This is a genomic window from Kitasatospora sp. NPDC057965 (assembly GCF_042887135.1).
Classification (GTDB): domain Bacteria; phylum Actinomycetota; class Actinomycetes; order Streptomycetales; family Streptomycetaceae; genus Kitasatospora.
The window spans coordinates 191,146-212,868 of the sequence record NZ_JBHVPZ010000009.1 but is presented as its reverse complement, the minus strand read 5'-3'; the positions used below and the strand labels follow the sequence as shown (position 1 = coordinate 212,868).

22 protein-coding genes and 1 pseudogene are annotated in these 21,723 nt (G+C 73.6%); 9 read left to right on the top strand and 14 right to left on the bottom strand.

What is annotated here, in order from left to right; all coding sequences use genetic code 11:
• The first annotated feature begins 34 nt into the window (after positions 1-34).
• The 4 genes from uraH (at position 35) to ACFVVU_RS14450 (ending at position 3,071) form a co-directional block, all read left to right on the top strand.
• Positions 35-370, top strand: a complete 336-nt coding sequence (gene uraH, locus ACFVVU_RS14465) for a hydroxyisourate hydrolase (protein ID WP_380679134.1) — start codon at positions 35-37, stop codon at positions 368-370.
• 28 nt (positions 371-398) lie between these two features.
• Complete coding sequence (gene pucL, locus ACFVVU_RS14460; protein WP_387790034.1) at positions 399-1,340, top strand: factor-independent urate hydroxylase; 942 nt, start codon at positions 399-401, stop codon at positions 1,338-1,340.
• Positions 1,341-1,384: 44 nt separating this feature from the next.
• Entirely contained in the window at positions 1,385-2,770 is a 1,386-nt protein-coding gene (locus tag ACFVVU_RS14455; RefSeq protein WP_380679128.1) for an 8-oxoguanine deaminase, read from the top strand.
• 160 nt (positions 2,771-2,930) lie between these two features.
• Complete coding sequence (locus tag ACFVVU_RS14450; RefSeq protein WP_387790033.1) at positions 2,931-3,071, top strand: hypothetical protein; 141 nt, start codon at positions 2,931-2,933, stop codon at positions 3,069-3,071.
• A gap of 78 nt (positions 3,072-3,149) precedes the next feature.
• Here the strand turns inward: ACFVVU_RS14450 and ACFVVU_RS14445 are convergent.
• Positions 3,150-4,057, bottom strand: a pseudogene (locus ACFVVU_RS14445) (hypothetical protein).
• A gap of 130 nt (positions 4,058-4,187) precedes the next feature.
• Between ACFVVU_RS14445 and ACFVVU_RS14440 the strand changes: the two are divergent.
• Together ACFVVU_RS14440 and ACFVVU_RS14435 are read left to right on the top strand one after the other, a co-directional pair.
• Positions 4,188-4,985, top strand: a complete 798-nt coding sequence (locus ACFVVU_RS14440) for an IclR family transcriptional regulator (protein WP_380679123.1) — start codon at positions 4,188-4,190, stop codon at positions 4,983-4,985.
• Positions 4,986-5,297: 312 nt separating this feature from the next.
• Entirely contained in the window at positions 5,298-5,627 is a 330-nt protein-coding gene (locus ACFVVU_RS14435) for a hypothetical protein (protein ID WP_344337676.1), read from the top strand.
• Between the two features lie 124 nt (positions 5,628-5,751).
• Here the strand turns inward: ACFVVU_RS14435 and ACFVVU_RS14430 are convergent, their stop codons facing one another.
• Both ACFVVU_RS14430 and ACFVVU_RS14425 read right to left on the bottom strand, forming a co-directional pair.
• Positions 5,752-6,900, bottom strand: a complete 1,149-nt coding sequence (locus tag ACFVVU_RS14430; RefSeq protein WP_380679119.1) for an alpha/beta hydrolase — start codon at positions 6,898-6,900, stop codon at positions 5,752-5,754.
• Positions 6,901-7,105: 205 nt separating this feature from the next.
• Positions 7,106-7,726 carry a TetR/AcrR family transcriptional regulator gene (locus ACFVVU_RS14425; protein ID WP_380679116.1) on the bottom strand — a complete coding sequence of 207 codons (621 nt, stop codon included), beginning with the start codon at positions 7,724-7,726 and terminating at the stop codon, positions 7,106-7,108.
• Positions 7,727-7,852: 126 nt separating this feature from the next.
• Between ACFVVU_RS14425 and ACFVVU_RS14420 the strand changes: the two genes are divergently transcribed.
• Positions 7,853-8,617: an SDR family NAD(P)-dependent oxidoreductase gene (locus tag ACFVVU_RS14420; protein WP_387790031.1), complete on the top strand. Its 765-nt coding sequence runs from the start codon at positions 7,853-7,855 to the stop codon at positions 8,615-8,617.
• A 226-nt stretch (positions 8,618-8,843) separates the two neighbouring features.
• Here ACFVVU_RS14420 and ACFVVU_RS14415 read toward each other — a convergent pair whose 3' ends face one another.
• The 4 genes from ACFVVU_RS14415 to ACFVVU_RS14400 all read right to left on the bottom strand — a co-directional run bounded on the left by ACFVVU_RS14415 (position 8,844) and on the right by ACFVVU_RS14400 (position 11,547).
• A complete protein-coding gene (locus ACFVVU_RS14415; protein ID WP_387790029.1) occupies positions 8,844-9,803 on the bottom strand; it encodes a phosphotriesterase in 960 nt (319 codons plus the stop codon).
• On the bottom strand, positions 9,800-10,291 hold the full coding sequence (locus tag ACFVVU_RS14410) for a carboxymuconolactone decarboxylase family protein (protein ID WP_387790028.1): 492 nt from the start codon (positions 10,289-10,291) through the stop codon (positions 9,800-9,802). The genes ACFVVU_RS14415 and ACFVVU_RS14410 overlap by 4 nt, the downstream gene beginning before the upstream one ends.
• Before the next feature lie 17 nt (positions 10,292-10,308).
• Positions 10,309-10,884 (bottom strand): DUF4865 family protein, encoded by a 576-nt coding sequence (locus ACFVVU_RS14405; RefSeq protein WP_380679104.1) that lies wholly within the window; start codon positions 10,882-10,884, stop codon positions 10,309-10,311.
• Between the two features lie 96 nt (positions 10,885-10,980).
• A complete protein-coding gene (locus tag ACFVVU_RS14400; protein WP_387790027.1) occupies positions 10,981-11,547 on the bottom strand; it encodes a TetR/AcrR family transcriptional regulator in 567 nt (188 codons plus the stop codon).
• Between the two features lie 209 nt (positions 11,548-11,756).
• Here ACFVVU_RS14400 and ACFVVU_RS14395 point away from each other — a divergent pair, with 209 nt between their 5' ends.
• Complete coding sequence (locus ACFVVU_RS14395; RefSeq protein ID WP_380679098.1) at positions 11,757-12,749, top strand: aldo/keto reductase; 993 nt, start codon at positions 11,757-11,759, stop codon at positions 12,747-12,749.
• A gap of 357 nt (positions 12,750-13,106) precedes the next feature.
• On the opposite strand, the gene ACFVVU_RS14390 is transcribed toward ACFVVU_RS14395, so the two are convergent.
• The 6 genes from ACFVVU_RS14390 to ACFVVU_RS14365 form a co-directional block, all read right to left on the bottom strand.
• Entirely contained in the window at positions 13,107-14,183 is a 1,077-nt protein-coding gene (locus ACFVVU_RS14390; RefSeq protein WP_387790025.1) for an LLM class flavin-dependent oxidoreductase, read from the bottom strand.
• A 3-nt stretch (positions 14,184-14,186) separates the two neighbouring features.
• Positions 14,187-15,125: an ABC transporter substrate-binding protein gene (locus ACFVVU_RS14385; protein WP_387790023.1), complete on the bottom strand. Its 939-nt coding sequence runs from the start codon at positions 15,123-15,125 to the stop codon at positions 14,187-14,189.
• A gap of 115 nt (positions 15,126-15,240) precedes the next feature.
• Positions 15,241-16,041: an ABC transporter ATP-binding protein gene (locus ACFVVU_RS14380; RefSeq protein WP_387790022.1), complete on the bottom strand. Its 801-nt coding sequence runs from the start codon at positions 16,039-16,041 to the stop codon at positions 15,241-15,243.
• Complete coding sequence (locus tag ACFVVU_RS14375; RefSeq protein WP_387790020.1) at positions 16,038-16,907, bottom strand: ABC transporter permease; 870 nt, start codon at positions 16,905-16,907, stop codon at positions 16,038-16,040. Before ACFVVU_RS14375 ends, ACFVVU_RS14380 begins: the two co-directional genes overlap by 4 nt.
• 17 nt (positions 16,908-16,924) lie before the next feature.
• The gene (locus ACFVVU_RS14370; RefSeq protein WP_380679080.1) at positions 16,925-17,944 is read right to left on the bottom strand and encodes an NrtA/SsuA/CpmA family ABC transporter substrate-binding protein; all 1,020 of its coding nucleotides are present in this window, start codon (positions 17,942-17,944) and stop codon (positions 16,925-16,927) included.
• Between the two features lie 126 nt (positions 17,945-18,070).
• Complete coding sequence (locus tag ACFVVU_RS14365; protein WP_387790018.1) at positions 18,071-19,132, bottom strand: ABC transporter substrate-binding protein; 1,062 nt, start codon at positions 19,130-19,132, stop codon at positions 18,071-18,073.
• Positions 19,133-19,529: 397 nt separating this feature from the next.
• On the opposite strand from ACFVVU_RS14365, the gene ACFVVU_RS14360 reads away from it, so the two are divergent.
• A complete protein-coding gene (locus ACFVVU_RS14360) occupies positions 19,530-20,312 on the top strand; it encodes an IclR family transcriptional regulator (protein WP_387790017.1) in 783 nt (260 codons plus the stop codon).
• A 64-nt stretch (positions 20,313-20,376) separates the two neighbouring features.
• Here the strand turns inward: ACFVVU_RS14360 and ACFVVU_RS14355 are convergent, their stop codons facing one another.
• Positions 20,377-21,270: a winged helix-turn-helix domain-containing protein gene (locus tag ACFVVU_RS14355; protein WP_387790016.1), complete on the bottom strand. Its 894-nt coding sequence runs from the start codon at positions 21,268-21,270 to the stop codon at positions 20,377-20,379.
• Positions 21,271-21,723: the final 453 nt, after the last annotated feature.

The following is a 21,723-nucleotide window of genomic DNA, read 5'->3' as shown; positions in this document are numbered from 1 at the left end:
ACGTACCGCTGCCACCAGTTAGGCCACGTCCCCCATGACCGGCATCTCCACCCACGTGCTCGACACCAGCCTCGGCCGCCCGGCCCGTGGCGTCCCGGTCGAGCTCGCACTGCGCACCGAGGGCGGCTGGACGGTGCTCGGCACGTCCGCCACGGACGCCGACGGCCGGACCGCCGGTCTGCCGTCCGTCGAGGCGGGCTCGGTCGTCCGGCTGGTCTTCGACACCGCCGCGTACTTCGCGCGGACCACCGAGGACCCGCCGTTCTTCCCCGAGGTCTCGATCGTCTTCACGGTCGCTCCCGCACAGCACCACTACCACGTGCCACTGCTGCTGAACCCGTTCGGCTACTCGGTCTACCGCGGAAGCTAGACCGATCGATTGACAGGGGAACCGGGTCATGGCCCACGTGCTCGGTCAGAACCAGTACGGCAAGGCAGAGAACCGCATCGTCCGCGTCCAGCGGGGCTCCGGCCGCCACGAGATCAAGGACCTGAACGTCTCGATCTCCCTCTCCGGCGAGTTCGAGGACGTCCACCGCACCGGGTCCAACGCCAACTGTCTGCCCACCGACTCCGCCAAGAACACCGTCTACGCCTTCGCCAAGCAGTACGGCATCGAATCCGCCGAGGCCTTCGGCATCCTGCTGGCCCGGCACTTCGTGGAGGACATCGAACGCGGCGTCGTCCACCGGGCCCGGATCCGGATCGAGGAGTACGCCTGGGAACGGATCCCCGGCCCCGGCCCCGGCCCCGGCTCCGGCCCCGAGCAAGCCGGTCACAAAGGCCACGAAGGCCACGACCACTCCTTCGTCCGCACCGGCCAGGAGGTCCGCACCAGCGAGATCGTCTACGACGGCCGCTCCGTCCAGGTGGTCTCCGGCCTCAAGGACCTGGTCGTGCTGAACTCCACCGGCTCCGAGTTCCGGGGCTACCTCAAGGACGGGTACACCACCCTCCAGGAGGCGAACGACCGGATCCTCGCCACCCGGATCACCGCCCGCTGGAAGTACGGCTTCACCGGTCAGGGCGGCGAGTCCCAGCCCCCGTGGGACGACTGTTACGCCCAGGTGAGACGGCACCTGCTGGAGGCCTTCGCCGGCACCTACTCCTACTCGCTGCAGCAGACCCTGCACGCCATGGGCACCCGTGTCCTCGACCACCGCACCGAGGTCGACGAGATCCGCCTCGAACTCCCCAACAGGCACCACTTCCTGGTTGACCTGAAGCCGTTCGGCCTCGACAACGACAACGAGGTCTACTACGCCGCCGACCGGATGTACGGCCTCATCGAGGGCACCGTGCACCGCGAGGGCGTCGTCCCGGTCATCCCGGTCGCCTGACCCGCGGACGCCCCGTGCCCGCCCGGCCTCCCCCTGGAGTCACCATGGCAGTCCAGCACCCGCCCGCCGGCCGACGGATCGTCATCGAGAACGCGGCGATCGCCACCGTCGACGCCCACGACACCGAGCACTCCCGCGGACACGTGGTCGTCCGCGGCAACCGGATCGAGTCGGTCGGCGACGGCCCCGCCCCGGCCCGGCCGGACGGCGTGGCGCGCCGGATCGACGCCGAGGGCCACCTCCTCACCCCCGGCCTGGTCAACACCCACCACCACTTCTACCAGTGGATCACCCGCGGCCTCGCCCAGGACGCCAACCTCTTCGACTGGCTGGTCGCCCTCTACCCGACCTGGGCCCGGATCGACGACCGGTTGGTGCACGCCGCCGCCCAGGGCTCCGCCGCCGCGCTGCTCAAGTCCGGCTGCACCACCGCCGCCGACCACCACTACGTCTTCCCCCGGCAGGGCGGCGACATCCTCGGCGCCGAGATCGAGGCCGTCCGCGAACTCGGCCTGCGCTTCACCGCGCTGCGCGGTTCGATGGACCGCGGCGAGAGGGACGGCGGCCTGCCCCCGGACCACGCCGTCGAGGAGCTCGACGCCATCCTCGCCGCCTCCGAGGAGGCCGTCGACCGCCACCACGACGCCTCCCCCGACTCGATGCTGCGGATCGCCCTCGCCCCCTGCTCCCCGTTCTCGGCCTCCACCCGGCTGATGCGGGAGTCTGCCGAACTCGCCCGCCGCAAGGGCGTTCGGCTGCACACCCACGGCTCCGAGACGGCCCAGGAGGAGGCCTTCTGCCGGGAGCTGTTCGGCATGGGCCCCACCGACTACTTCGAGTCGGTCGGCTGGCTCGGCGAGGACGTCTGGATGGCACACGGCGTCCACATGAACGACGCCGACATCGCCAAGTTCGCCGAGACCGGGACCGGCGTGGCGCACTGCCCGTCCTCCAACGCCCGGCTGGCCGCCGGGATGGCGCGGGTGCCCGCCATGCTGGCGGCCGGCGTCCCGGTCGGCCTCGGCGTCGACGGCACCGCCTCCAACGAGTCCGGCGAACTGGGCACCGAACTGCGCAACGCCCTGCTGATCAACCGCCTGCACGGCTCGCCGCGGGCGCTCACCGCCCGCCGGGTGCTGCGGCTGGGCACCATGGGCGGCGCCCGGGTGCTCGGACGGCAGGAGGAGATCGGCTCGATCGAGGCCGGCAAGCTCGCCGACCTCGCGCTGTGGAAGGTCGACGGCCTGATGCACTCCTCGATCGCCGACCCGGTCGCCGCGCTCGCCCTCGGCGCGCTGCCGCCGCTGGCGCTGCTGCTGGTCGACGGCAAGTCCGTCGTCGAACGGGGGCATCTGACCACGGTGGACGAGGACCGGATCGCGCGGGCCTGCGCCCGCGCCGCCAGGGATCTCGCCGCGCGGAGGAACTGACGGGCGAACAGGCCCGCCAGCACCACCCAGCCGACCGCCCCGTGATCCACCGCCGTGAGCGTGACCACCAGCGGCCCGATCACGTGCGCGCCCACCCCAGGCAGCCGGCCGCCAGCAGCAGCGCCCCGCGCACACAGGCCCGCGCCGCCGAGAGACGTCCGTGACGCCCCGGCTCGCCCGCACCTGGAACAGCACCACCAGCGGGCAGTTGACCACGTTCACCGCCGCCACCGTCACCGCCGGAGCCTCGGTGCCGAGCACGGTCCACAGCGGCAACCCCACCGTCAGCACGGCAAATTGAAGCTCCAGGACGGCGTGCAGCGCGGTGACCGCAGATACCGCCGGTCCCGCAGCGCCGTCCGGCGCGCGCCCGGGCGGGTCAGCCCAGCAGCGGCAGCGCGGGCACGGTCAGGAAGTCCTCGAACTCCTCGCCCACGGCGACCTGTTCGAAGAGCCGCGCGGCCTCCTCCCAGCGCCCGGCGGCGTAGGCCCGGTCCCCGAGTTCGGCCCGCAGCGAGGTCAGCTCCTCGGCGACCAGTCGGCGGACCAGTTCGGCGGTCACCTTCTCCCCGGTGTCGGCGAGGACGACGTCGTTGTGCACCCACTGCCAGGCCTGCGAGCGGGAGATCTCGGCGGTGGCCGCGTCCTCCATCATGTGGAAGATCGCGACCGCGCCGAGACCGCGCAGCCAGGCCTCGACGTAGCGCACACCGACCTGGACGGCGTTGTGCAGCCCGGCGCGGGTGCAGCTTCCGCCGGCCCCCGCGACGTCGAGCAGCTGCCCGGCGGTGACCGCTCCGGCCGGCCCGGCATTGTCCTTCTGGCGCGGACGCTCGCCGAGAACGGCGTCGAAGCAGGCATGGGCGACCGGGACCAGGTCCGGGTGGGCGACTCCCAGGTCGGGGAAGTGGCGTCCTCGAAGTCGGCCAGCCACACCCGGGCACCGGAGTTGAGGGCGTTGATCACCGTCTTCCGGTCCGTGGGACCGGTGATCTCCACCCGCCGGTCCCACAGCGCCCTCGGCGCCTCGGCGACCCGCCAGTCCCCGGCCCGCACGGCGGCCGTCTCCGCCAGGAAGTCCAGGGTGCCGGTCCGGGCGATCTCGGCACGACGCTCGCGGCGGCGGGCGAGCAGTTCGCGGCGCCGGCCGTCGAAGGCACGGTGCAGACCGGCCGCGAACGCGACCGCCTCCGGCGTGAGCACCTCCTCGGCCCGCTCGACATGCGGACCCCTGACTGTGACGACCGGAGCGGCTGCGGGGGCTGCGGATCCGTGCTCTTCGGCCATCGGCAGGACTCCTCGATGGAGGGATCGATTCTGTAAGGTGGAGACTAGTTTCCGCGATACAGAATTCCAACGGGTGTGTTGAGAGGATCGCCGGGACCGTACTCCTCCCCCACAGCGAAGGGAACCGCCGGTGGCCCCGACCTCCGACAGCATCGAGAGAACGACCCCGGACCGCGCGAGCGGCGGCGTACAGTCCGTCGAGCGGGCCTTCCAGCTGCTGGAGGCGCTCGCCGACTCCGGCGGCGTGGCGACGCTCAGCGAACTCTCCACCTCCTCCGGCCTGCCGATGCCGACCATCCACCGCCTCGTTCGCACCCTCCTCCAGCAGGGCTATGTCCGCCAGGACACCGCCCGCCGCTACACCCTCGGCCCCCGGCTGATCCGGCTCGGCGAGACCGCCGGCCGGCTGCTCGGCAGCTGGGCCCGCCCCTACCTGGCGGAGCTGATGGAGGCCACCGGCGAGACCGCCAACCTGGCGGTGCTGGAGGGCGGCGAGGTGGTGTACGTCGGCCAGGTGCAGTCACGGCGTTCGATGCGGATGTTCACCGAGGTCGGCCGGCGGGTGCAGCCGCACTGCACCGGCGTCGGCAAGGCGTTGCTGGCGCAGCTGCCGGAGGAGGAGGCGCGCGCCGTCCTCGGCCCCGACCCGCTGCCCGCGCTCACCCCGCACACGGTGACCGACCCGCGGGAGCTGATGCGCCAGCTCGCCGAGGCGCGCGAGCGCGGCTACGTCGTCGACGACCAGGAGCAGGAGATCGGGGTGCGCTGCATCGCGCTCGCCGTCCCGGGCGCGCCCACTCCGACGGCGCTGTCGGTCTCCGGCCCCGAGGCTCGCGTCCGGGCCCTGGAGGAGCAGGCCGGGGCGGCGCCCCTGGTGCCCGTGATGCAGGGGATCGCGACCCGGCTCGGGCAGGTCCTGGCGCCCTGACGGCCCTGCGGCCGCTCGGAGGCCCCGGTGGGCCGGGCGGGCCAGGCGGGATGGGCGGGCTGGGCGGGCCGTGGCAGCCGTCGCGCGACTCGCACCGCTTCGCCCACGGACGGACAACTGTCGGTCAACGGTCGGGCGGGATGGATCAGTTGATCCGCCGCACGCCCCGGCGGGCGCCGGGCCGGCCGGGGGAACGGGGCCGCGGGGGTGTCCGGCGTGGCGGGTCCGGCGGGGAAAGTGCGCCGCGGGGGCGGGGTGGTCGGATAGGTTGGAGCTCCGTCCGCGCCGCCCGACAAGGAGATCCGCCCCACCATGACCGCGTCCCTGCCCGCCTTCGCCGGCCGCACCTACCTGTTCCGGGTCGACAACGGCGCGGCCTTCCGCAACGCCTACTCGGCCGACGGCAAGCGGCTGCGCTGGGAGGGGCTCGGCGAGTCGGCGGGCCAGTGGGAGGACGTGACCCTGCACGTCGCCGAGGTCGGCCCGCAGCTGTACTTCGTGAGCTGGACCGAGGTGAGCGGCATCACCGTCAGCCACGTCATGGACCTGGCCCGGATGACGGTCCGCGCGTTCTGGACCTACGAGGGCGAGGGCGGCCGGGTCGGCGAGCTGCACACCGGCACGCTGGAGCAGGTGGCCTGAGCCCTCGGCCGTGTGCCGGGACCGGTTCGGTTCCGGTCCCCCGGCGGTCCCGCGGCGGTCCTGCGGTGCCTCCGAGGTGCTTCCTTGCCGGTCCTGGGCCGGTACCGGGACCGGCCCAGGCCGGTCAGGCCGACTGGCCGGTGGCCGGGACGGACAGGTGCTGGGAGATCCACTCCAGTGAGGACGGGAGCAGCCTGCTCCAGGTCTCGAAGTTGTGGCCACCGGTCTCCAGCATGCTGTAGGAGACCTTCATCGGGCTGTGCGCGGCGGCCACGAACGCCTCGGTCTCGCGCCGGTAGTCGCCGTCGCCCTCCTTGGTGCCGGCCAGCAGCACCGCGATCTTCGGCTGCGGGAGGTTCTTGAGCCGCCACATGAGGTCGGCCTCGTCGCGCCGCTGGGCGCTGCCCTTGAAGAGGTCACCGGTGGTCGGGTCCTCGGCGGCCCGGTAGTAGCCGGAGAGCGAGACGGCGGTCGGGAAGACCTCGGGGTGGCGCATCGCCAGCTTGAGGGCGCAGTAGCCGCCGGTCGAGTTGCCCATGAACGCCCAGGCCTGCGGGTCGGCCGCCACCCGGAAGCTCGCCTGGACCGCCGAGGGCACGTCCTTGGTGAAGTAGGTCTCGGACTGCGCGCCGCCCGGGATGTCCTCGCACTCGGTGTCCTGCGGCAGCGCCGGCGAGGGGCGCACCAGCACCATCACGGTCGGCTGCATGCGGCCCTCCTGGAGCAGCTTGAGCGCCGCGCCCGGGTAGTTGAGCCGGGTGACGAGGTTCTTCGCGAGGCCCGGGAAGCCGGTGCTGACGATCAGCACCGGGAACTGCTTCTGCGCGTACTCCGGCTGGAAGTACTGCGGTGGCAGGTAGACGTAGCCCTCGGTGGAGAGCCGGGTGGTGGCGCCGTCGATCCGGACCTCGCGGATCTCGCCGGACTTCCCGGGGTCACGGCCGAGCGCTCCGCCGCCCTGCACCTCGGCGTGGCCGATGGTCTCGACGCGCAGCCGGCCGGAGGCGTCCACCTTGTTCTGGATGACCACCGGTCCGCTGTCGCCGGTGCCCAGCAGGTCGTCCCAACTGCTGTAGAACGCGAAGTAGTTGTTGGCCACCAGGCCGAGCGCGGCGAGTACCGTCAGCTGGGTGGCGAGCAGCGCGCCGATCCGGCCGAGGACCGCCTGCCAGCTGCGCTTCGACAGTCTCGGCCACAGCCAGACCGTCCCGGCCATCGCCGCGACGGCGATCAGGACGGTCAACGCCAGCACCTTGTGGCTCGTCAGACCCATGTCTTGTTTGCTCCCACGCCTCGTACTCCCCCACCCCCGGGGGAAGGACACCCGGGAGGGCCGCCCCGGTTCCCCCGTCCGCAGCAGGTTCGTCGCCCGGGCGCGACCACTCAGCCTAACGCCCGCGCGGACCCCGTCGCCCCCGCCGACCAGCGGTGACGGGCTCGACCCGGAGGACGAAGCCCCGCGCCGGCCGGCCACCCCGTCAGCCGAGGCGGCTCCAGAGGCCGAGACCCCCGGTGAGTTCGTGCACGCAGCGGGCGCCGAGCTCGCGGGGCGAACCCGGTCCGGTGGGCGGGGCGCCGGAGAACGCCCACTCCTCCAGGGCGACCCGGATAGCGGCGGTGGCGGCGGCAGCGGCGAGCCGGATCTCCAGGGCGTCGGTGCCGGGCGGGCAGCGGTCGGCGATCGCCGCCCGCAGTCGCTCCTCGGAGTCGGCGTGCACGCGCTGCCAGACCGAGGCGAGGCGGGGGTCCCGCAGCAGTTCGCGGGTCCAGCGCATGGCCTCGCCGTCCTGCGCGTCGGCCGGGCTCAACGACTCGGCCGCCGAGCGCTCCAGCGCCTCGCGGACAGGCAGGTCGGACGCGCTCTCGGCGAACAGTCGCACCCAGCGCTCGCCGCCGGCCGCGAGCAGCGGGGCGACGGCGTCCTCCTTCTCCGAGAAGTAGCGGTAGAAGGTGCGCAACGAGATGCCCGAGGCGTTGGCGATCTCTTCGGCGGTGGTGGCCTCGGCCCCGCGCGCGGCGAACAGTTCCGCCGCCGCCCGGGCGATCTCCAGCCGGGTGCTCTCGCGGCGGCGCTGGGTCAGGGTCGGGCGTCCGGTCACGGGCTCAGCGTACGCGAGTCGACACGTCGAGACTTTTTGGCACAACGTGTCACTTAGGCGTACCGTGCCAGTGAGGTTGCTGGACCACGAACGAGACCTCGACCACGAACGAAACGGAGCACCACCATGGAGCGCTTCACCGGGCGCAACGTCCTGATCACCGGCGGCGGCTCGGGCATCGGCCAGGCCACCGTCCACCGGATCCTCGCCGAGGGCGGGCGGGTCGTCGCCGTCGACGTCAGCGAGGACGGCCTGAAGGCCACCCTGGACCGCGCCACCGCCGACGGCACCGCCGACCGCCTCACCACGACGGTGCTGGACGTGTCGGACGAGGCCGCCGTCCGGGCCGGCGTCGCCGAGGCCGTGGCCGGGCTCGGCGGCCTGGACGTGCTGGTCAACGCGGCCGGCATCCTGCGCTCCGCGCACACCCACGAGACCAGCCTGGACTTCTGGAACAAGGTGATCGCGGTCAACCTGACCGGCACCTTCCTGATGACCCGCGAGGCGCTGCCCGCGCTGCTCGCGGGCGGCAGGGGCGTGGTGGTGAACTTCAGCTCCACCTCCGCGACCTTCGCCCACCCCTACATGGCCGCGTACGCCGCGACCAAGGGCGGCATCCAGTCGTTCACGCACGCGATCGCCGCCGAGTACGCCAAGCAGGGGCTGCGCGCGGTCTGCGTCGCGCCGGGCAGCATCGACAGCGGCATGACCAGCAACCCGGGCCTGCCGGCGGACGCCGACTTCAGCCTGCTCGCCAAGCTCTCCCCCGCGATCGGGCAGGGCTTCGCCGGACCGGAGACCGTGGCCGGCGTGATCGCCATGCTCGCCTCGGACGACGGCGCGTTCGTCACCGGGACCGAGCTGCGGATCGACGGCGGCACCCACATGTGAGGCCCGCGCTTCGCCGGACCTGGTCTTCGTCAGGTCCGGCCCTCACCGGGTCCGGTAGTCGCCGAATCTGGTAGTCGCCGCCCGGGCCGCCGGGCCGGGCGGCGGCGAAGACCCGGCCGGGGCTGACAGCTGACAGCTGACAGCTGACAAATGACAGATTTCAGATGACAGCTAACAGATTTCAGATTCTGTCATCTGAAATCTGTTAGCTGTCATCTGTCAATTGTCAGCCGTCGGTCGACGACCGCGCGCCGTCGGACGCCGCCCGCCACTCGGTCGCGAAGGCCCGGGCCGGGTTGGTGGTGAGGAGGCGGTGCGGGAGGTCTGGGCCGAACTCACGGGCCAAGCGGGGGCCGAGGGCGGTGAGGAGATGGGTGGGGCCGGGGGCGTGGCGGGCGGTGCGAGTGGTGGTGTCGCCGCCGAGAAGCAGGCGGTCGGCGTGCCCGGCCTCGACAAGAGCGGCCACCGTGTCGAAGAGGTGGTGGTCGGTCGCGTGGTGCGCGCGGGAGGGGCCGTCCAGGGCCAGGAAGGCACCAGCGGCGGCGAGTTCGCGGTGCAGGCGGAGATCCGGGTGCCGGTTGAGGTGCCCGAGGATCACCCGTCGCGGCGGGACGCCGTGCCGCTCGCAGAGCAGATCGAGGACGTCCGGCGCGGCGGTGCCGAGCTCGTGGTGGACGGCGATCGGCGCGCCGGTGGCGTGGTGCGCCTCGGCGGCGGCCGCCATGACCCACCGGGTGTGGGCGTCCAGGCCGTGGTAGTCGCCGGCCACCTTGATCAGTCCGGCCCGCACGCCCTCAGGTGCGCCGTGCAGCGCGGTGGTGAGCTCGGCGGTGAAGAACCCGGCGAGTCCGGCGTAGCGCCGATCGAGGTCCGCCGGATCGTAGTGGACGGCCTGGTGGAGCCCGGTGGCGGCGATCAGGTGGACCCCGGTGGCGCGGGACAACGCCGGCAGCGCGTCGGCCCACCGCCCCATCCCGGCGGGCGTCCACTGGACGAACGCCCCGCCGCCGGCCGCCGCGAAGGCGCGCAGCACCTCCTCGGCGGCGGCCGGGTCGTCGAGTTCCTCGCCCGGCAGCCTGGGGCTGCGCAGGAAGAGGTGGTCGTGGGCGTCGCAGACGCCGAGTTCGGCGGGGTCGAGATCGCCGAGGACGGTCCGGACGGCGCCCGTGGCGGTGTGGGTGCTCATGCACTCTCCGCGAAGGTCGCGGCGGCGATCCGGAGCCCGGCCAGCGCCTTGGGGACGCCGACATAGGGCGCGAGGTGGACCAGCACCTCGGTGATCTCCTCCCTGGTCAGGCCGATCCGCAGGCTGTTGCGGACGTGGTCGGCGAGTTGCGGTTCCACCCCGCCGAGCGCGGTGAGCGCGGCCAGGTTGGCCACCTGGCGGTCGCGCAGGGCGAGTCCGGGCCGCTGGTAGGTACCGCCGAAGAGCGCGGTGACGATCCAGTCGGCGAATCCGGGGGCGAGTTCGTCGAGGGGGCCCAGGGTGTCGGCCCGGGTCCCCGGCCCGGCGAGTTCGGCGAGCAGGGCGTAACCCGCGGCCCGGTCGAGCGGGGCGGGGGCAAGGCTCGCGGCATCGGGACCTGCGACGCCGGGGCCCTCGTCGTTGGGGCCCGCGTCGACGGGGCTCGCGTCGGTGTGCCTGCCGGGTCCGGGGGTTGCGGCCGGGTTCATGGGTCGGGGCGGTCCTTTCACCAGTGACGGCCGGCGGGAAGCCGGTCGAGTTCGGGACTGGAGAGGTGGTGCACGCGGTACCGGGTGCCGGGCACCGCGGCCGGGGCAGCCTCGCGCCAGAGGGCGAAGCGCAGCAGTTCCCAGCGGTCCGGGTCAACGGCGACGGCGGCGGTGTGCAGGTCGGGGTGGTCGGGCAGTTCGGCGAGGGCGTGTTCGACGGCCTCGGCCGGGTCGGTGCCCTCCGGGAGGAGGACGGCCTGACGGGTGGCGATGGCCGGTGCGCCCGCGGCAGGACCGCGGCGCAGACCCGCACCGAGCCAGTGGCGCACGACGGGACGGCCGAAGTCCGCGCCGACCCCGCGGAAGCCCGGCCCCCAGAGGAAGGCGTTCATGCCCTCGGCGGTGCGCCAGAGGTAGAAGGGGGCGTACTGGTTGACGGGCGACCCGTCGAGACCGCGTTCGCGCACCAGGTAGGCCTTGAGGCCGAGGCCGGGGTGGCCGTCGAGCAGGTGGCCCCGGGTGGCGATCCGCCGGTGGATGATGCCCATGTCGTAATCGGCGGGAAGCGTGATCTCGTACTGCATGGCGTGCACGGCGGGCTCCGGAAGGGGGTTGGGCCGACGGCCCGGTCCGCGCGACGGCTCGGCCGGTACGGCGACTCGGCCGGCGCGGGCCCGGTCGGCGATCGCTCAGTCGGTGCGGTGGGCGGCGAGCAGGGCGAGGGCGCCGCGGACGGCCTGCTCGAACGGTTCGGCGCTGTCGGCGGCGCGGGCGAGCACGTAGCCGCCCTGCACCACGGCGACCACGGCGGCGGCGAGGTCGGCGGGCTCGGCACCCGGCCGCAGGTCGCCGGCCATCTGCCCCTCGGCGATCACCCCGGCGAGCCGGCCGCGCAGCCAGTCGAAGGTCTCCTCGACGGGCGCCCGCAGCCGGGGATCGGCGACCACCTCCGGGTCCTGGGCCATCCGCCCGATCCGGCAGCCGCGCAGCACGTCGCGCTCGCGCCGCAGATAGGCGGCGACCCGGTCGTGGGCGGTGCCGGGGCCGGCGAGGTCGGCCTCGGCGACGGCGCGCATCTGCTCGGCGCTGCGGCGCAGGGCGGCGGCGGCGAGGTCCGGCTTCCCGTCGAAGTGGTGGTACATGCTGCCCTGGCCGACGCCGGCGCGCTGCTGGATGGCCTTCGGGCTGGTGCCGACGTAGCCCCGCTCCCACAGCAGTTCCTGGGTGCTCTCGATGAGACGGTCCTGGGTTGCCATGGCAAAGACTGTACCTACTGGTACAGCAGATGTACATACCAGTAGGTACAGTCGTCGCGGCGAGCCCGGGAAGGCCACGAGGCCGTGGGCCGCCCCCCGGCGGTCCACGGCCTCGTGTGATCGTCGTCCCCGCCCGCCCCGCGCGGCATTCCTCGACGGACGGTGGCACAGATCACCCCGGACGCCCACCGCCTGGCAGGATGGCCGCCATGACCTACCTCGCCGCGGATGACCGCTACACCTCGATGACCTACCGCCGGGCCGGCCGCAGTGGTGTGCTGCTCCCCGCCGTCTCGCTGGGCCTGTGGCACAACTTCGGTGACGCCCAGCCGCTCGACGTCCAGCGAGCGGTGCTGCGCCGCGCCTTCGACCGGGGTGTCACCCACTTCGACCTGGCCAACAACTACGGCCCGCCGTACGGCAGCGCGGAGCGCAACTTCGGCTACCTCTTCGCGCAGGACTTCCGCCCGTACCGGGACGAGCTGTTCATCGCCTCCAAGGCCGGCTACGACATGTGGCCCGGCCCGTACGGCGTGGGCGGCAGCCGCAAGTACCTGCTGGCCAGCCTGGACCAGTCGCTGGGCCGGATGGGCCTCGACTACGTGGACGTCTTCTACTCGCACCGCTACGACCCGGACACCCCGCTCGAGGAGACCATGGGTGCGCTGGACTCGGCGGTCCGGGCGGGCAAGGCGCTGTACGCGGGTATCTCGAACTACCCTGCGGAGCAGCACCGGGAGGCGGTGGCGCTCCTGCGCGAGCTGGGCACGCCGATCCTGATGAACCAGTGCGCGTACTCCGTCCTCAACCGCTACGTCGAGGACGAGGGCGTGCTGGACGCGGTCGCCGACACGCAGACCAGCCTGATCGCCTACTCGCCGCTGGCCCAGGGCCTGCTGACCGACCGCTACCTGTCCGGGCAGGTGCCGGCCGGGTCGCGGATGTCGATCGGCAAGTTCCTGCGCGAGGAGGCGCTCACCGAGGCGAAGCTGGAGCAGCTGCGGGCGCTGAACAAGGTGGCGGAGCGGCGCGGACAGAGCCTCGCGCAGCTGGCGCTGAGCTGGGTGCTGCGGGACCCGCGGGTGGTGTCGGTGATCATCGGGGCCAGCAGTGTGGCGCAGCTGGACCAGAACCTCGACGCGCTGGCGGGCGCTCCGCTGACCGCCGAGGAGCTGGCCGAGATCGACGTTCTGAGCCGCTGAGCCCTGGGGCGACGCTACCGACGACGGTTCGGACGGCGGTTCGGGCTCCGCTTCGGGCGAGGGTTCGGGCGAGGGTTCGAGCGAGGGTTGGGGCCGGGGCTCGGGCAGGGCGTGCCACGGTGCCCGGCCGGTCGACGCGTGACCGGTCGGGCACCGCGCTCGTTGGACCGCGCGTACGGGACCGTCCGTACGCGTCCTTCGAGACCTCGGGAGCCCGTCGTGCGGACGTACCTCCTCCGGGCCGTCGCCCGTTTCGCCCGGCAGCTGGCGCTAACCTCGCCGCTGCCGTTCCCCGTCCTGCCGGGCGCCCTGCCGAGTGTTCTCGCGGGCGCCCTGCCGGGTGTGGTGCCGGGTGTCCTACCGCCGGGTGACGCCCAGCGCCGGTAGCACCGTCTCGGCGACCCGGTGGGCCTCCTCCAGCAGGGGGTTGCCGGAGAGGATGAAGGTGTCCACGCCGAGCGACTCGAACTCCTGGAGCCGCTCGATCACCTGGGCCGTCGAGCCGACCACGGCGGTGCCCGGGCCGGGACGGAACAGGCTCATCCCGGGCCAGAGGTTGGGGTACGCCTCCAACTCCCGCGCCCGGGCGGGCACCTTGCCGCCGTGCTGGCGGAACTGCCGCTGCCAGCCGACCCCGTCCTCCCCGCGCACGCCGCCGAGCTGACGGGCGTAGGTGGCCTCGCTGGTGACGTCGAGCAGCCGGTCGGCAGCGGCCCAGGCCTCGTCCTCGGTGTCGCGGACGATCAGGTGCAGCCGCAGTCCGATCCGCAGGCTGCGGCCGTGCGCGGCGGCCCGCTCACGGACCAGGTCGAGCTTCTCCTTCAGCTGCTGCGGCGGCTCGCCCCAGGTGAGGTAGACGTCGACGTGCTCGGCGGCCATCTCGATGCCGGCCGCCGAACTGCCGCCGAACCAGAGCGGGATGCCGCCCGGCTGCACCGGCGCGAGTTCGCGCAGGCTCGCCCCGGCGTTCCGCAGATCGTAGAACTCGCCCTTGTGGTCGAAGACTTCACCGGCCGTGAGGCGTTTGACGATCGACCAGTACTCGGCGCTGAGACGGTAGCGGTCGTCGTGCTCGACGTGCAGGCCGTACTCGCGCAGCTGCTCGGTGGAGCCGTTGACCACGTTGAAGCGCAGCCGTCCGCCGTGCAGGTGGTCGAAGCTGAGCGCCATCTTGGCCAGCAGGGTGGGCGCGATCAGCCCGGGGTGGACGGCCAGCAGCGGCTTGAACGCCGAGGTGGTGGCGGCCGCCAGGGCGTTGCCGAGGTCCCACACGTCGTAGAGGTCGGTCGCCAGCAGCGCGCCGGTGTAGCCCAGGCGCTCGACGCTGCCGGCGAGTTGCTGCAGGTAGCGGATGTCGACCGGGCGGCGTCCGGCCGGCTCCCAGGGGTAGTGGCCCTCGCGCGGGATGATGTACCAGAGGACTTCGGAGGCCATCGGTCAGACCGCCTCGGTGACGGTGCCGGCCGGAGCGGCGACGGCCACAGCCACGGCAGTGGCCACCGGCGCCTCCAGCGCGGGCAGGTGGGCGTCGGCGACCGTCACCGCGCGGTCGATGAACCCGACCCGGTGGAAGATGTCGGCCGCCTCCTGCTGCTCGGCGACAAACGCGGCGGTCGCCGGTTCCAGCCGCCACGGCAGCCCGGCCAGCGCCGTCCGCCAGTCCTCGGCGCTGCCGCCCAGGTCGTCGGCGGCGATCGCGGCGGCCTCCGACAGGTGCCCGGCCACCCAGGCGTCCGCGCGGCGCAGGGCGGTGGCGATCGCGGCGACGACCTCGGGTCGGTCGGCCGCGAAGCCCCGGCGGGTGAAGAAGACCGAGCGGTCGGTGATCACGTCACCGGTGCGGACGAGTTCGCGGAACCCGCCCTCCCGCCGGGCCGCGGCCAGCTCGGCCCCCTGGGCGATCCAGCCGACGATCTCGCCCTCGCGCAGCCGCCGCGCCTGGTCCTCGCCGGCAGCCGGGCGGACGGCGGTGACGTCGGTGGCGTAGGAGAGTCCCTCGGCGTGCAGGGCCTTGGCGAGCAGGTGGGTCTGCCAGGAGCCGATGGCGAGGACGACGGTGCCGCCCTTGAGGTCGGCGACCGTCCGCACCGGGCCGTCGGCGCGCACCAGCAGGGCTCCGTGGTCCGGGCGGGGCGCGGAGACCGCCGCGTAGACGAGGTCGTGGCCGGCGGCCTGGGCGGTGACCGGAGGGGTGGAGCCGGTGCCGCCGAAGTCGATGGTGCCGTCGGCGAGGAGCTCGCCGGTGCGGGTGCCGGCGCTGTAGTGGTGGAACGCTCCGGTCTCGCCGAGTGGGGCCAACTCCTCGGCCAGGTAGTCGAGTCGGGAGAGGTAGTAGAGCGAGGGGTTGCTGGCGTGGACGCCGAGGGTGATGGCCATGGGGATCAACTCCTGTGGTGCGGGCGGTCGGACGAATCGGGGGGGTCGGCTTGTCAGCGGGGCTTCGGGCGGTTCGCGGGGCTCGGGCGGTTCGCGGGGTGGCCGGTCGGAGGGGTCAGTGAACGCCGAGGTCGGCGAGCAGGCGGCGGCGCAGCTCGGCGAAGGCCGGATCGGCCGGGTCGCGCGGGCGTTCGACCGTGACGTGTTCGTCGCGCACCAGGGCGCCGTCCCGGAGCACGGCGACCCGGTCGGCGAGCCGCACGGCCTCGTCCACGTCGTGGGTGACCAGCAGGACGGCCGGCCGGTGGCGGCGGACCAGGTCGCCCACGAGGTCCTGCATGCGCAGCCGGGTGAGCGCGTCCAGTGCGGCGAACGGCTCGTCCAGCAGGAGCAGTTGGGGCTCGCGGACGAGTGCCCGGGCGAGCGCCGCCCGCTGCGCCTCGCCGCCGGACAGGGTCGCCGGCCAGGCGTCGGCGTGCCGGTCGAGGCCGACCTCGGCGAGTGCCTTGAGCCCGGTCTCCCGGGTGGCGGCGCCGCGCGGCAGGCCGACCGTGACGTTGGCGAGCACCCGCTTCGAGGGGACCAGCCGGGGCTCCTGGAAGACGACGGTACGCACCGGCGGCACCAGGACGGTGCCCGCGTCGGCCCGGTCCAGGGCGCCGAGGATGCGCAGCAGGGTGGTCTTGCCGGTGCCACTGGCGCCGAGCAGGGCGACGAACTCGCCCCGGTCGATGGAGAGGTCGACGCCGTCCAGGACGGCCCGGGTGCCGAACACCCGGCGCAGGCCGCGCAGATGGACGGCGGGTACGGGTGCGGGCACGGGGCTCCCGGACGTTTCCGGGGCACCGGGCGCCGAGGTGGCGGCGGGTGCGGTGACGGGCACGGCGGTGGATGCGGTGACGGGTGCGGTGTTCATCGGGCGCCTCCGTGGACGGCCTTGCGCCAGGGCATCAGGAAGCGCTCTAGGAGGCGGACGACGCCGTCGGCGGTGAGTCCCAGCAGTCCGTAGATCAGGATGCAGACGGCGAGGACGTCGGTGCGGGAGTAGTTCTGCGCCTGGGCCATCAAGTACCCGATGCCTTCCGTGGAGTTGATCTCCTCGGCGGCGATCAGCGCGATCACGCTGAGGGTCATGGACAGCCGCAGCCCGGAGAGCAGCGCCGGCAGGGCGCCGGGCAGGACCACGGTGCGCACGATCGCCCAGCGGCCGAGGCCGAAGCTGCGCATCGCCTCGATGAGCTTGCGGTCGGTGTTCCGGACGCCCCCGGAGGTCGACACGTACATCGGGAAGCTGGTGGCGACGCCGATCAGCGCGACCTTGGCGGTCTCGGTGATGCCGAACCAGACCATGAACAGCGGGACGAGCGCGAGGAAGGGAACGGTGCGCAGCACCTGCACGGCGGAGTCCAGCAGTTCCTCGCCGAGGCGGAAGAAGCCGGTCACGACCCCGAGCACCAGGCCGGCGGTGGCACCGATCAGCAGGCCGAGGCCGGCCCGGGTGAGCGAGACGGCGAGGGCGTCGGTGAGTTGGCCGTTGCCCCACAGTTCGCCGACCGCCTCGGCGACCTGGGTGGGCGAGGCCAGCACGTCCTGGGTGAGGGCGCCGGTCGCGGAGGCGAGGGCCCAGCCGCCGAGCAGGGCGAGCGGACCGAGGGTGCGCAGGGTGAGGGCGAGCGCCCTGGGGCGCGGGGCCTGGAGGCGGGTACGGGGTTCGACCAGGCCGGCCGCGTGGGCGGCGGCGGTGCCGCGGTCGGCTTCCTCCCCGGCGGCCGTGCTGCTCAAGGATTCGGTGGTGGTGCTCACTTGGCACCGGTCCCGAGCTTGTCGACGTCGATCAGGTAGGGCTTGACGTCGACCAGCTGCTTGGTGACCTTCTGGTCGGCGAAGAAGGCGGCGACGGTGCCGAACCGGGCGATGTCGGCCTCGCCAATGGGGCCGGCGGCGGCGCCCTGCCGGGAGACCTCGATCGCGACGCCCTTCTCGGCCGGCGTGACGGCGGTAGGGCCGGAGTCGGTGAAGACGTTCAGGTAGGCGGCCGGGTCGGCCTTCTCCTTGAGGCCGTTCTCGCGCAGGTAGTCGTAGAAGGCCCTGACCACCTCGGGGTGCTTGTCGGCGAAGGCGTTGCGCACGGCCCAGACGGCGTAGTTGTCGGAGCCGACCTCCTTGCCGTTGACCAGGAAGTGGGCGCCGGAGTTGGCGATCGACGGGGTGGAGAAGGTGTTCCAGGTCGCCCAGGCGTCGACCTGGCCGGAGTTGAACACGCCCGAGGTCTGGTCGGCCCGCAGGTAGACCCGCTCGACCTTGTCCGCCGGGACGCCGTTCTTCTCCAGGGCCTTGAGCAGCAGGTACTCGCTGGTGCCGCCCTGGCTGACGGCGACCTTGCGGCCGACGAGGTCCTGCACGCTCTTGATCGGCGAGTCGTTCTTCACCAGGATGCCCTCGCCGACGCCGTCGGGGGTGGTCTGGGCGAACAGCTTGAAGCCGGGCTTCTGGGCGAGCGCGGCGACGGCGGAGGTGATCGAGCCCTGGGCGACGTCGAGCTGGTCGGCGGAGAGCGCCTGGGCGGCGGGCGCGAACGGGCCGGCGCTGCCGGTCCAGGCGACCTTGGCGTGGACGGTGGCCAGTGCCCGGTCCAGCGAGCCGTCCTTCTTGCCGAGGGCGAGGAAGCCGTTGTTGCCGGGATCGGGCACCCGGAGCACCACCTCGGCCTTGCCACCGTCGGCGGAGGCCTTGGCCCCGTCGGCGGACGAGCCGCAGGCGGCCAGGGCGGTGGTGGCGAGCAGTGCGGTGGCGGCGAGGACGAGGCGGGAGGGGTTCACGGGGTCGACTCCTGAGGACGGCGGGACGGGGGTGGGCGCGGGGCGGGCGGATGACGGGTGACGGTTGACGGCTGACAGATTTCAGCTGACAGATAACAGATGATGAAATCTGTCAGCTGTTATCTGTCAGCCGCCGTGCGTCCGCCCTTCGGCGCGGCGGGCGGCGAGCAGGGCGCGGGCGGCACGCAGGGGTTCGGGGTCGGTCCAGGCGTGGACGTCGACCGGACCGGCCAGGAATCCGTGCCGCTCAAGGAAGCGTTCCTGCTGCTCCAGGAGGGCAAGCCGCTCCGCGGAGAGATCGAGGTGCAGAGTCCGGTGGCCGCCCCGGGCGTACGCGCCGGCGACGCCCTCCTCCCCCGCACCGGTCTCGGCGCTGAGGATGCGCGCGACCTCCGCCGGGCGCCCGGCGGCCCAGTCGGCGGCCTCCAGCAGGACGGCCAGGAAGCGGGCCACCAGCTCCGGGTGCTCGTCGAGCAACTGCTGGTGGACGGTGATCGGCCGGGGCGTGCCGTTGTTCACCCTGGCCCGCCGGTCCGGCGCCTCGTCCAGGTCGACGGCGATCTCCGCGCCGATCCGGCGGGCCGCCTCGACCGCGAGCGCGCCCTTGACATAGACCGCGTCCACGACGCCGTCGCGCAGCGCCGCCAGCTCCGCGGCCCACTGACCGCCGTCCGGCACGGCCGGCACGTCCACCAACTCGGCGTCGTCGAGCGTGAGTCCGGCGAGCGAGAGCGCGCCGTGCAGGCCGGCCAGGGCCATCGCCCGCCAGAAGTCGATCGCGATCCCATGTCGTGGGACGGCGAGCCTGCGGCCGCGCAGCTGTGCGGCGCCGGTGATACCGCTGCCCGCCCGAACCAGGACGACCTGGCGCTCCTCGATCCAGGTGAGCCCGATCAGCCTGGTCCGCTCGCCGCGCGAACGGGCCCAGAGCGCCGGAACGTTGCCGCCCTCGCGGAACAGCCCGGTCAGGGCGTGGGTGTAGTGGTGGTCGGCCGCCACCTCCGGCGGAACGTCCTGGAGCGAGCGGACGGCGATGCCGTCGGCGGCGAACTCCCGGCCGAGCCAGCCCCGGTCGGCCGCGATGCCGGTCGCGGTGGGGACCGGGCAGCGGGTGAACCAGAGGGTGTCGGGCGCCTCGGGGGCGGACGTGGTCGGCGCGGCGGCGGTGGGGCTGTCGTGGCTGGGCACGGTGGGCTGGTCCTCTGCGGCAGGGTGCGGGCGAACGCGGCGGGCGCGGCGCGGCACGGGTCACCAGTCGTGGTGGGGCGGGGAGTCCGAGGGTGGTCGGCGCGGACGGAAGCGGCGCGTCAGCGACAACAGACGCAGGGGGCGGGGCACCGGCGATTCGTCACGGCGCTGCTCCTTCCTGCGGTCGGGGCGCGATGGACGGGGCTCGTCCGGTGCGCTGGTCCGAGCGTTCCACGGCGGACCGGCGACGGACAAGGGTTTGCCACATCATGGGATCGGTTGTTCATGAACGGCATCCTTTTGCAACGCCGTTGACACATTCCCGCAGCACGCGCTGCCATAGTCTGGGAGCGACTCCGGTGAATCGGCCGGAGCCAAGGACAGAACGAGAGGTGCCATGGCCGAGGCCGTCACCGCCGTCCAGAGCCCGCCGGCCGGCGCCCAGGCCGTTCAGCGGGCCCTCGGGTTGCTGCACTGCTTCCACGACAACGGCCCCGATCTGAGCGCCTCGGACCTGGCCCGCCGGATGGGCCTGTCGGTCTCCACCGCGCACCGGCTGGCCCGCACCCTGGTCAGCGCCGGGTTCCTGGAGCAGGACGAGCACACGGCCCGCTACCGGCTCGGCCCCGCCGTCGCCGAGCTGGGCCAACTGAGCTTCCACCAGCGGGGCCTGCATCTGGCAGCGCCCGAGCTCGACCTGCTGTCGCGCCGCACCGGTGCCGCGGCCGACCTGGCGATCCGCAGCGGCCCGCACGCGGTGATCCTGGTCGGCGCCTCCGTCCGCCCGGACACCGGGCTGGGGCTGCGCCGCCCGCTGCACTCGACGGCGCTCGGCAAGGTGCTGCTGGCCTGGCCGCGACCGGGTGACGCCGGGGTCTCGACACTGGGTCCGCTGCCACCGTTCACCGACCGGACCATCACCGAACCGGAGCTCCTGGACGAGGAGTTGGAGCGGGTCAGGACGGCCGGCCACGCGCTGAACGACGGCGAGTCGGCGGCCGGCGTGCGCACGGTTGCGGTGCCGGTGCTGGACGGCGCCGGGCAGGCCCGTTTCGCGCTCGCCGTCCGCTCCACGCCCGCCCGCCTCACCGACGAGCGGCTGGACTGGTTCCTCGGGCACGCGCGGTCCTGCGCCGGCGCGCTCGCCGTCCTCCTGCTGCCGCCGGACCAGCGGATATGACGGTCAGCCAGACACGCGCGAAGGGCCGGGTGTTCAGAAGAACACCCGGCCCCGTGGGCGAGGATCAGGCGACCGGGGTGTACTTGTAGCCGACCCGACGGACCGTCACGATGCTGTCGCGGTAGGCCACTCCGAGCTTGCGGCGCAGCCGGGCCACGTGCACGTCGACGGTGCGGCCGTCGCCGACGTGGCCGTAGCCCCAGACGGCGGAGACCAGGTGGTCGCGGGTGTGCACCCGCTGCGGGTGCTCGGTCAGGTGGGCGAGCAGCTCGAACTCCAGGTAGGTGAGATCGAGCAGCCGCCCGTCCACGTAGGCGTTGCGGCGTTCCACGTCGACCGCGATGCCGCGGCCGGCGGGCCGCACCGGACGGACCGGAGCCCCCGCGCCGAACGGAGCGGCGCCGAGCGGACCCGGGGCGGACGGGCCGGGGACGGACGGGCCGGGGACGGACGGGCCGGTCGCGGCGGCCGGGACCGGGGTCGGGGTCGAAACCGGGGCCGCAGCCGAAGCCGAGGCCGGGGTCGCGATCGACGCGACCGGGAAGCCGGTCGGCGCCGTCCCGCCCGTCGGGGCGGCGCCGGCCTGGGCCGGGACCAGCACCAGGTAGCCGACCATCGGCTGCCCCGCCGAGGCACCGAACTGCGCCCCGTACTGGGCGAGCAGGGCCTGCGGCAGCGAGCCCTGCGGCAGCGCGGCGACGACCGCCGCGCCCTCCGGGAGCGCCGCGAGCAGCGTCTGCGGCGGGAGCGCCGGCACGGCCTGGGTCGCGCCGGGCAGCACCGGGGAGACGGCCGGACCCGCCGCGGCGGGCGGGACGGCTCCGGGCTGGCCGGCCGCCGGGCGCTGCGGGCCGGGCCCGCCGTGCCGGCGTTCGGGGTTCGAGGGGACGGAGCGGACCGCGCGCAGGTGCGGGGTCGCGGAGGGGAGGTGGAGGGTGGCGGTGGAAGGGGTGGACATGATGCCGCTCATTTCGCGCGTGACGGACGGGGTGGAGTCGTCTGCGCGTCGACCGGGCGTACTGCCGAGGACTGACCCTGGGTCAGCGGAGGGAGTGCCGGGACGCGCTGGGCGAACCGGGACATGTCTGATCGAACAGGTGCGGCTGCCGGGACGGCCAGAACGGCTCGAGGTCGACGTACCGACCTCTTCCTCCGTCCGCGGCGTGCTTCCCGCGCCGATCCGACCGGGTGGACCCCGCGCCGCCGCCGGTCGCCCCGACCGTCCCTGCCGTCCCGGTGGCGGCGCGGGCTGCGACGCCGACGGTGGCGGTGGTGGTGGCGGCCGGGTGACGGGTGGTGCTGGCGAGGTTCACTGGTGCTCTCCGCGAAGCGGGCAGGGACGACGGCGGCTCACTGGACGGCTGTCCGGTGCTGCCGGGTCGACGGTGCGAGGGGCCGCCGGTTTCCGCCG

Coding starts and splice junctions, on each gene's coding strand:
- uraH (WP_380679134.1), top strand. CDS start 35: ATGACCGGCATCTCCACCCACGTGCTCGACACCAGCCTCGGCCGCCCG.
- pucL (WP_387790034.1), top strand. CDS start 399: ATGGCCCACGTGCTCGGTCAGAACCAGTACGGCAAGGCAGAGAACCGC.
- ACFVVU_RS14455 (WP_380679128.1), top strand. CDS start 1,385: ATGGCAGTCCAGCACCCGCCCGCCGGCCGACGGATCGTCATCGAGAAC.
- ACFVVU_RS14435 (WP_344337676.1), top strand. CDS start 5,298: ATGACCGCGTCCCTGCCCGCCTTCGCCGGCCGCACCTACCTGTTCCGG.
- ACFVVU_RS14430 (WP_380679119.1), bottom strand. CDS start 6,900: ATGGGTCTGACGAGCCACAAGGTGCTGGCGTTGACCGTCCTGATCGCC.
- ACFVVU_RS14420 (WP_387790031.1), top strand. CDS start 7,853: ATGGAGCGCTTCACCGGGCGCAACGTCCTGATCACCGGCGGCGGCTCG.
- ACFVVU_RS14415 (WP_387790029.1), bottom strand. CDS start 9,803: ATGAGCACCCACACCGCCACGGGCGCCGTCCGGACCGTCCTCGGCGAT.
- ACFVVU_RS14410 (WP_387790028.1), bottom strand. CDS start 10,291: ATGAACCCGGCCGCAACCCCCGGACCCGGCAGGCACACCGACGCGAGC.
- ACFVVU_RS14400 (WP_387790027.1), bottom strand. CDS start 11,547: ATGGCAACCCAGGACCGTCTCATCGAGAGCACCCAGGAACTGCTGTGG.
- ACFVVU_RS14395 (WP_380679098.1), top strand. CDS start 11,757: ATGACCTACCTCGCCGCGGATGACCGCTACACCTCGATGACCTACCGC.
- ACFVVU_RS14390 (WP_387790025.1), bottom strand. CDS start 14,183: ATGGCCTCCGAAGTCCTCTGGTACATCATCCCGCGCGAGGGCCACTAC.
- ACFVVU_RS14385 (WP_387790023.1), bottom strand. CDS start 15,125: ATGGCCATCACCCTCGGCGTCCACGCCAGCAACCCCTCGCTCTACTAC.
- ACFVVU_RS14380 (WP_387790022.1), bottom strand. CDS start 16,041: ATGAACACCGCACCCGTCACCGCATCCACCGCCGTGCCCGTCACCGCA.
- ACFVVU_RS14360 (WP_387790017.1), top strand. CDS start 19,530: ATGGCCGAGGCCGTCACCGCCGTCCAGAGCCCGCCGGCCGGCGCCCAG.
- ACFVVU_RS14355 (WP_387790016.1), bottom strand. CDS start 21,270: ATGTCCACCCCTTCCACCGCCACCCTCCACCTCCCCTCCGCGACCCCG.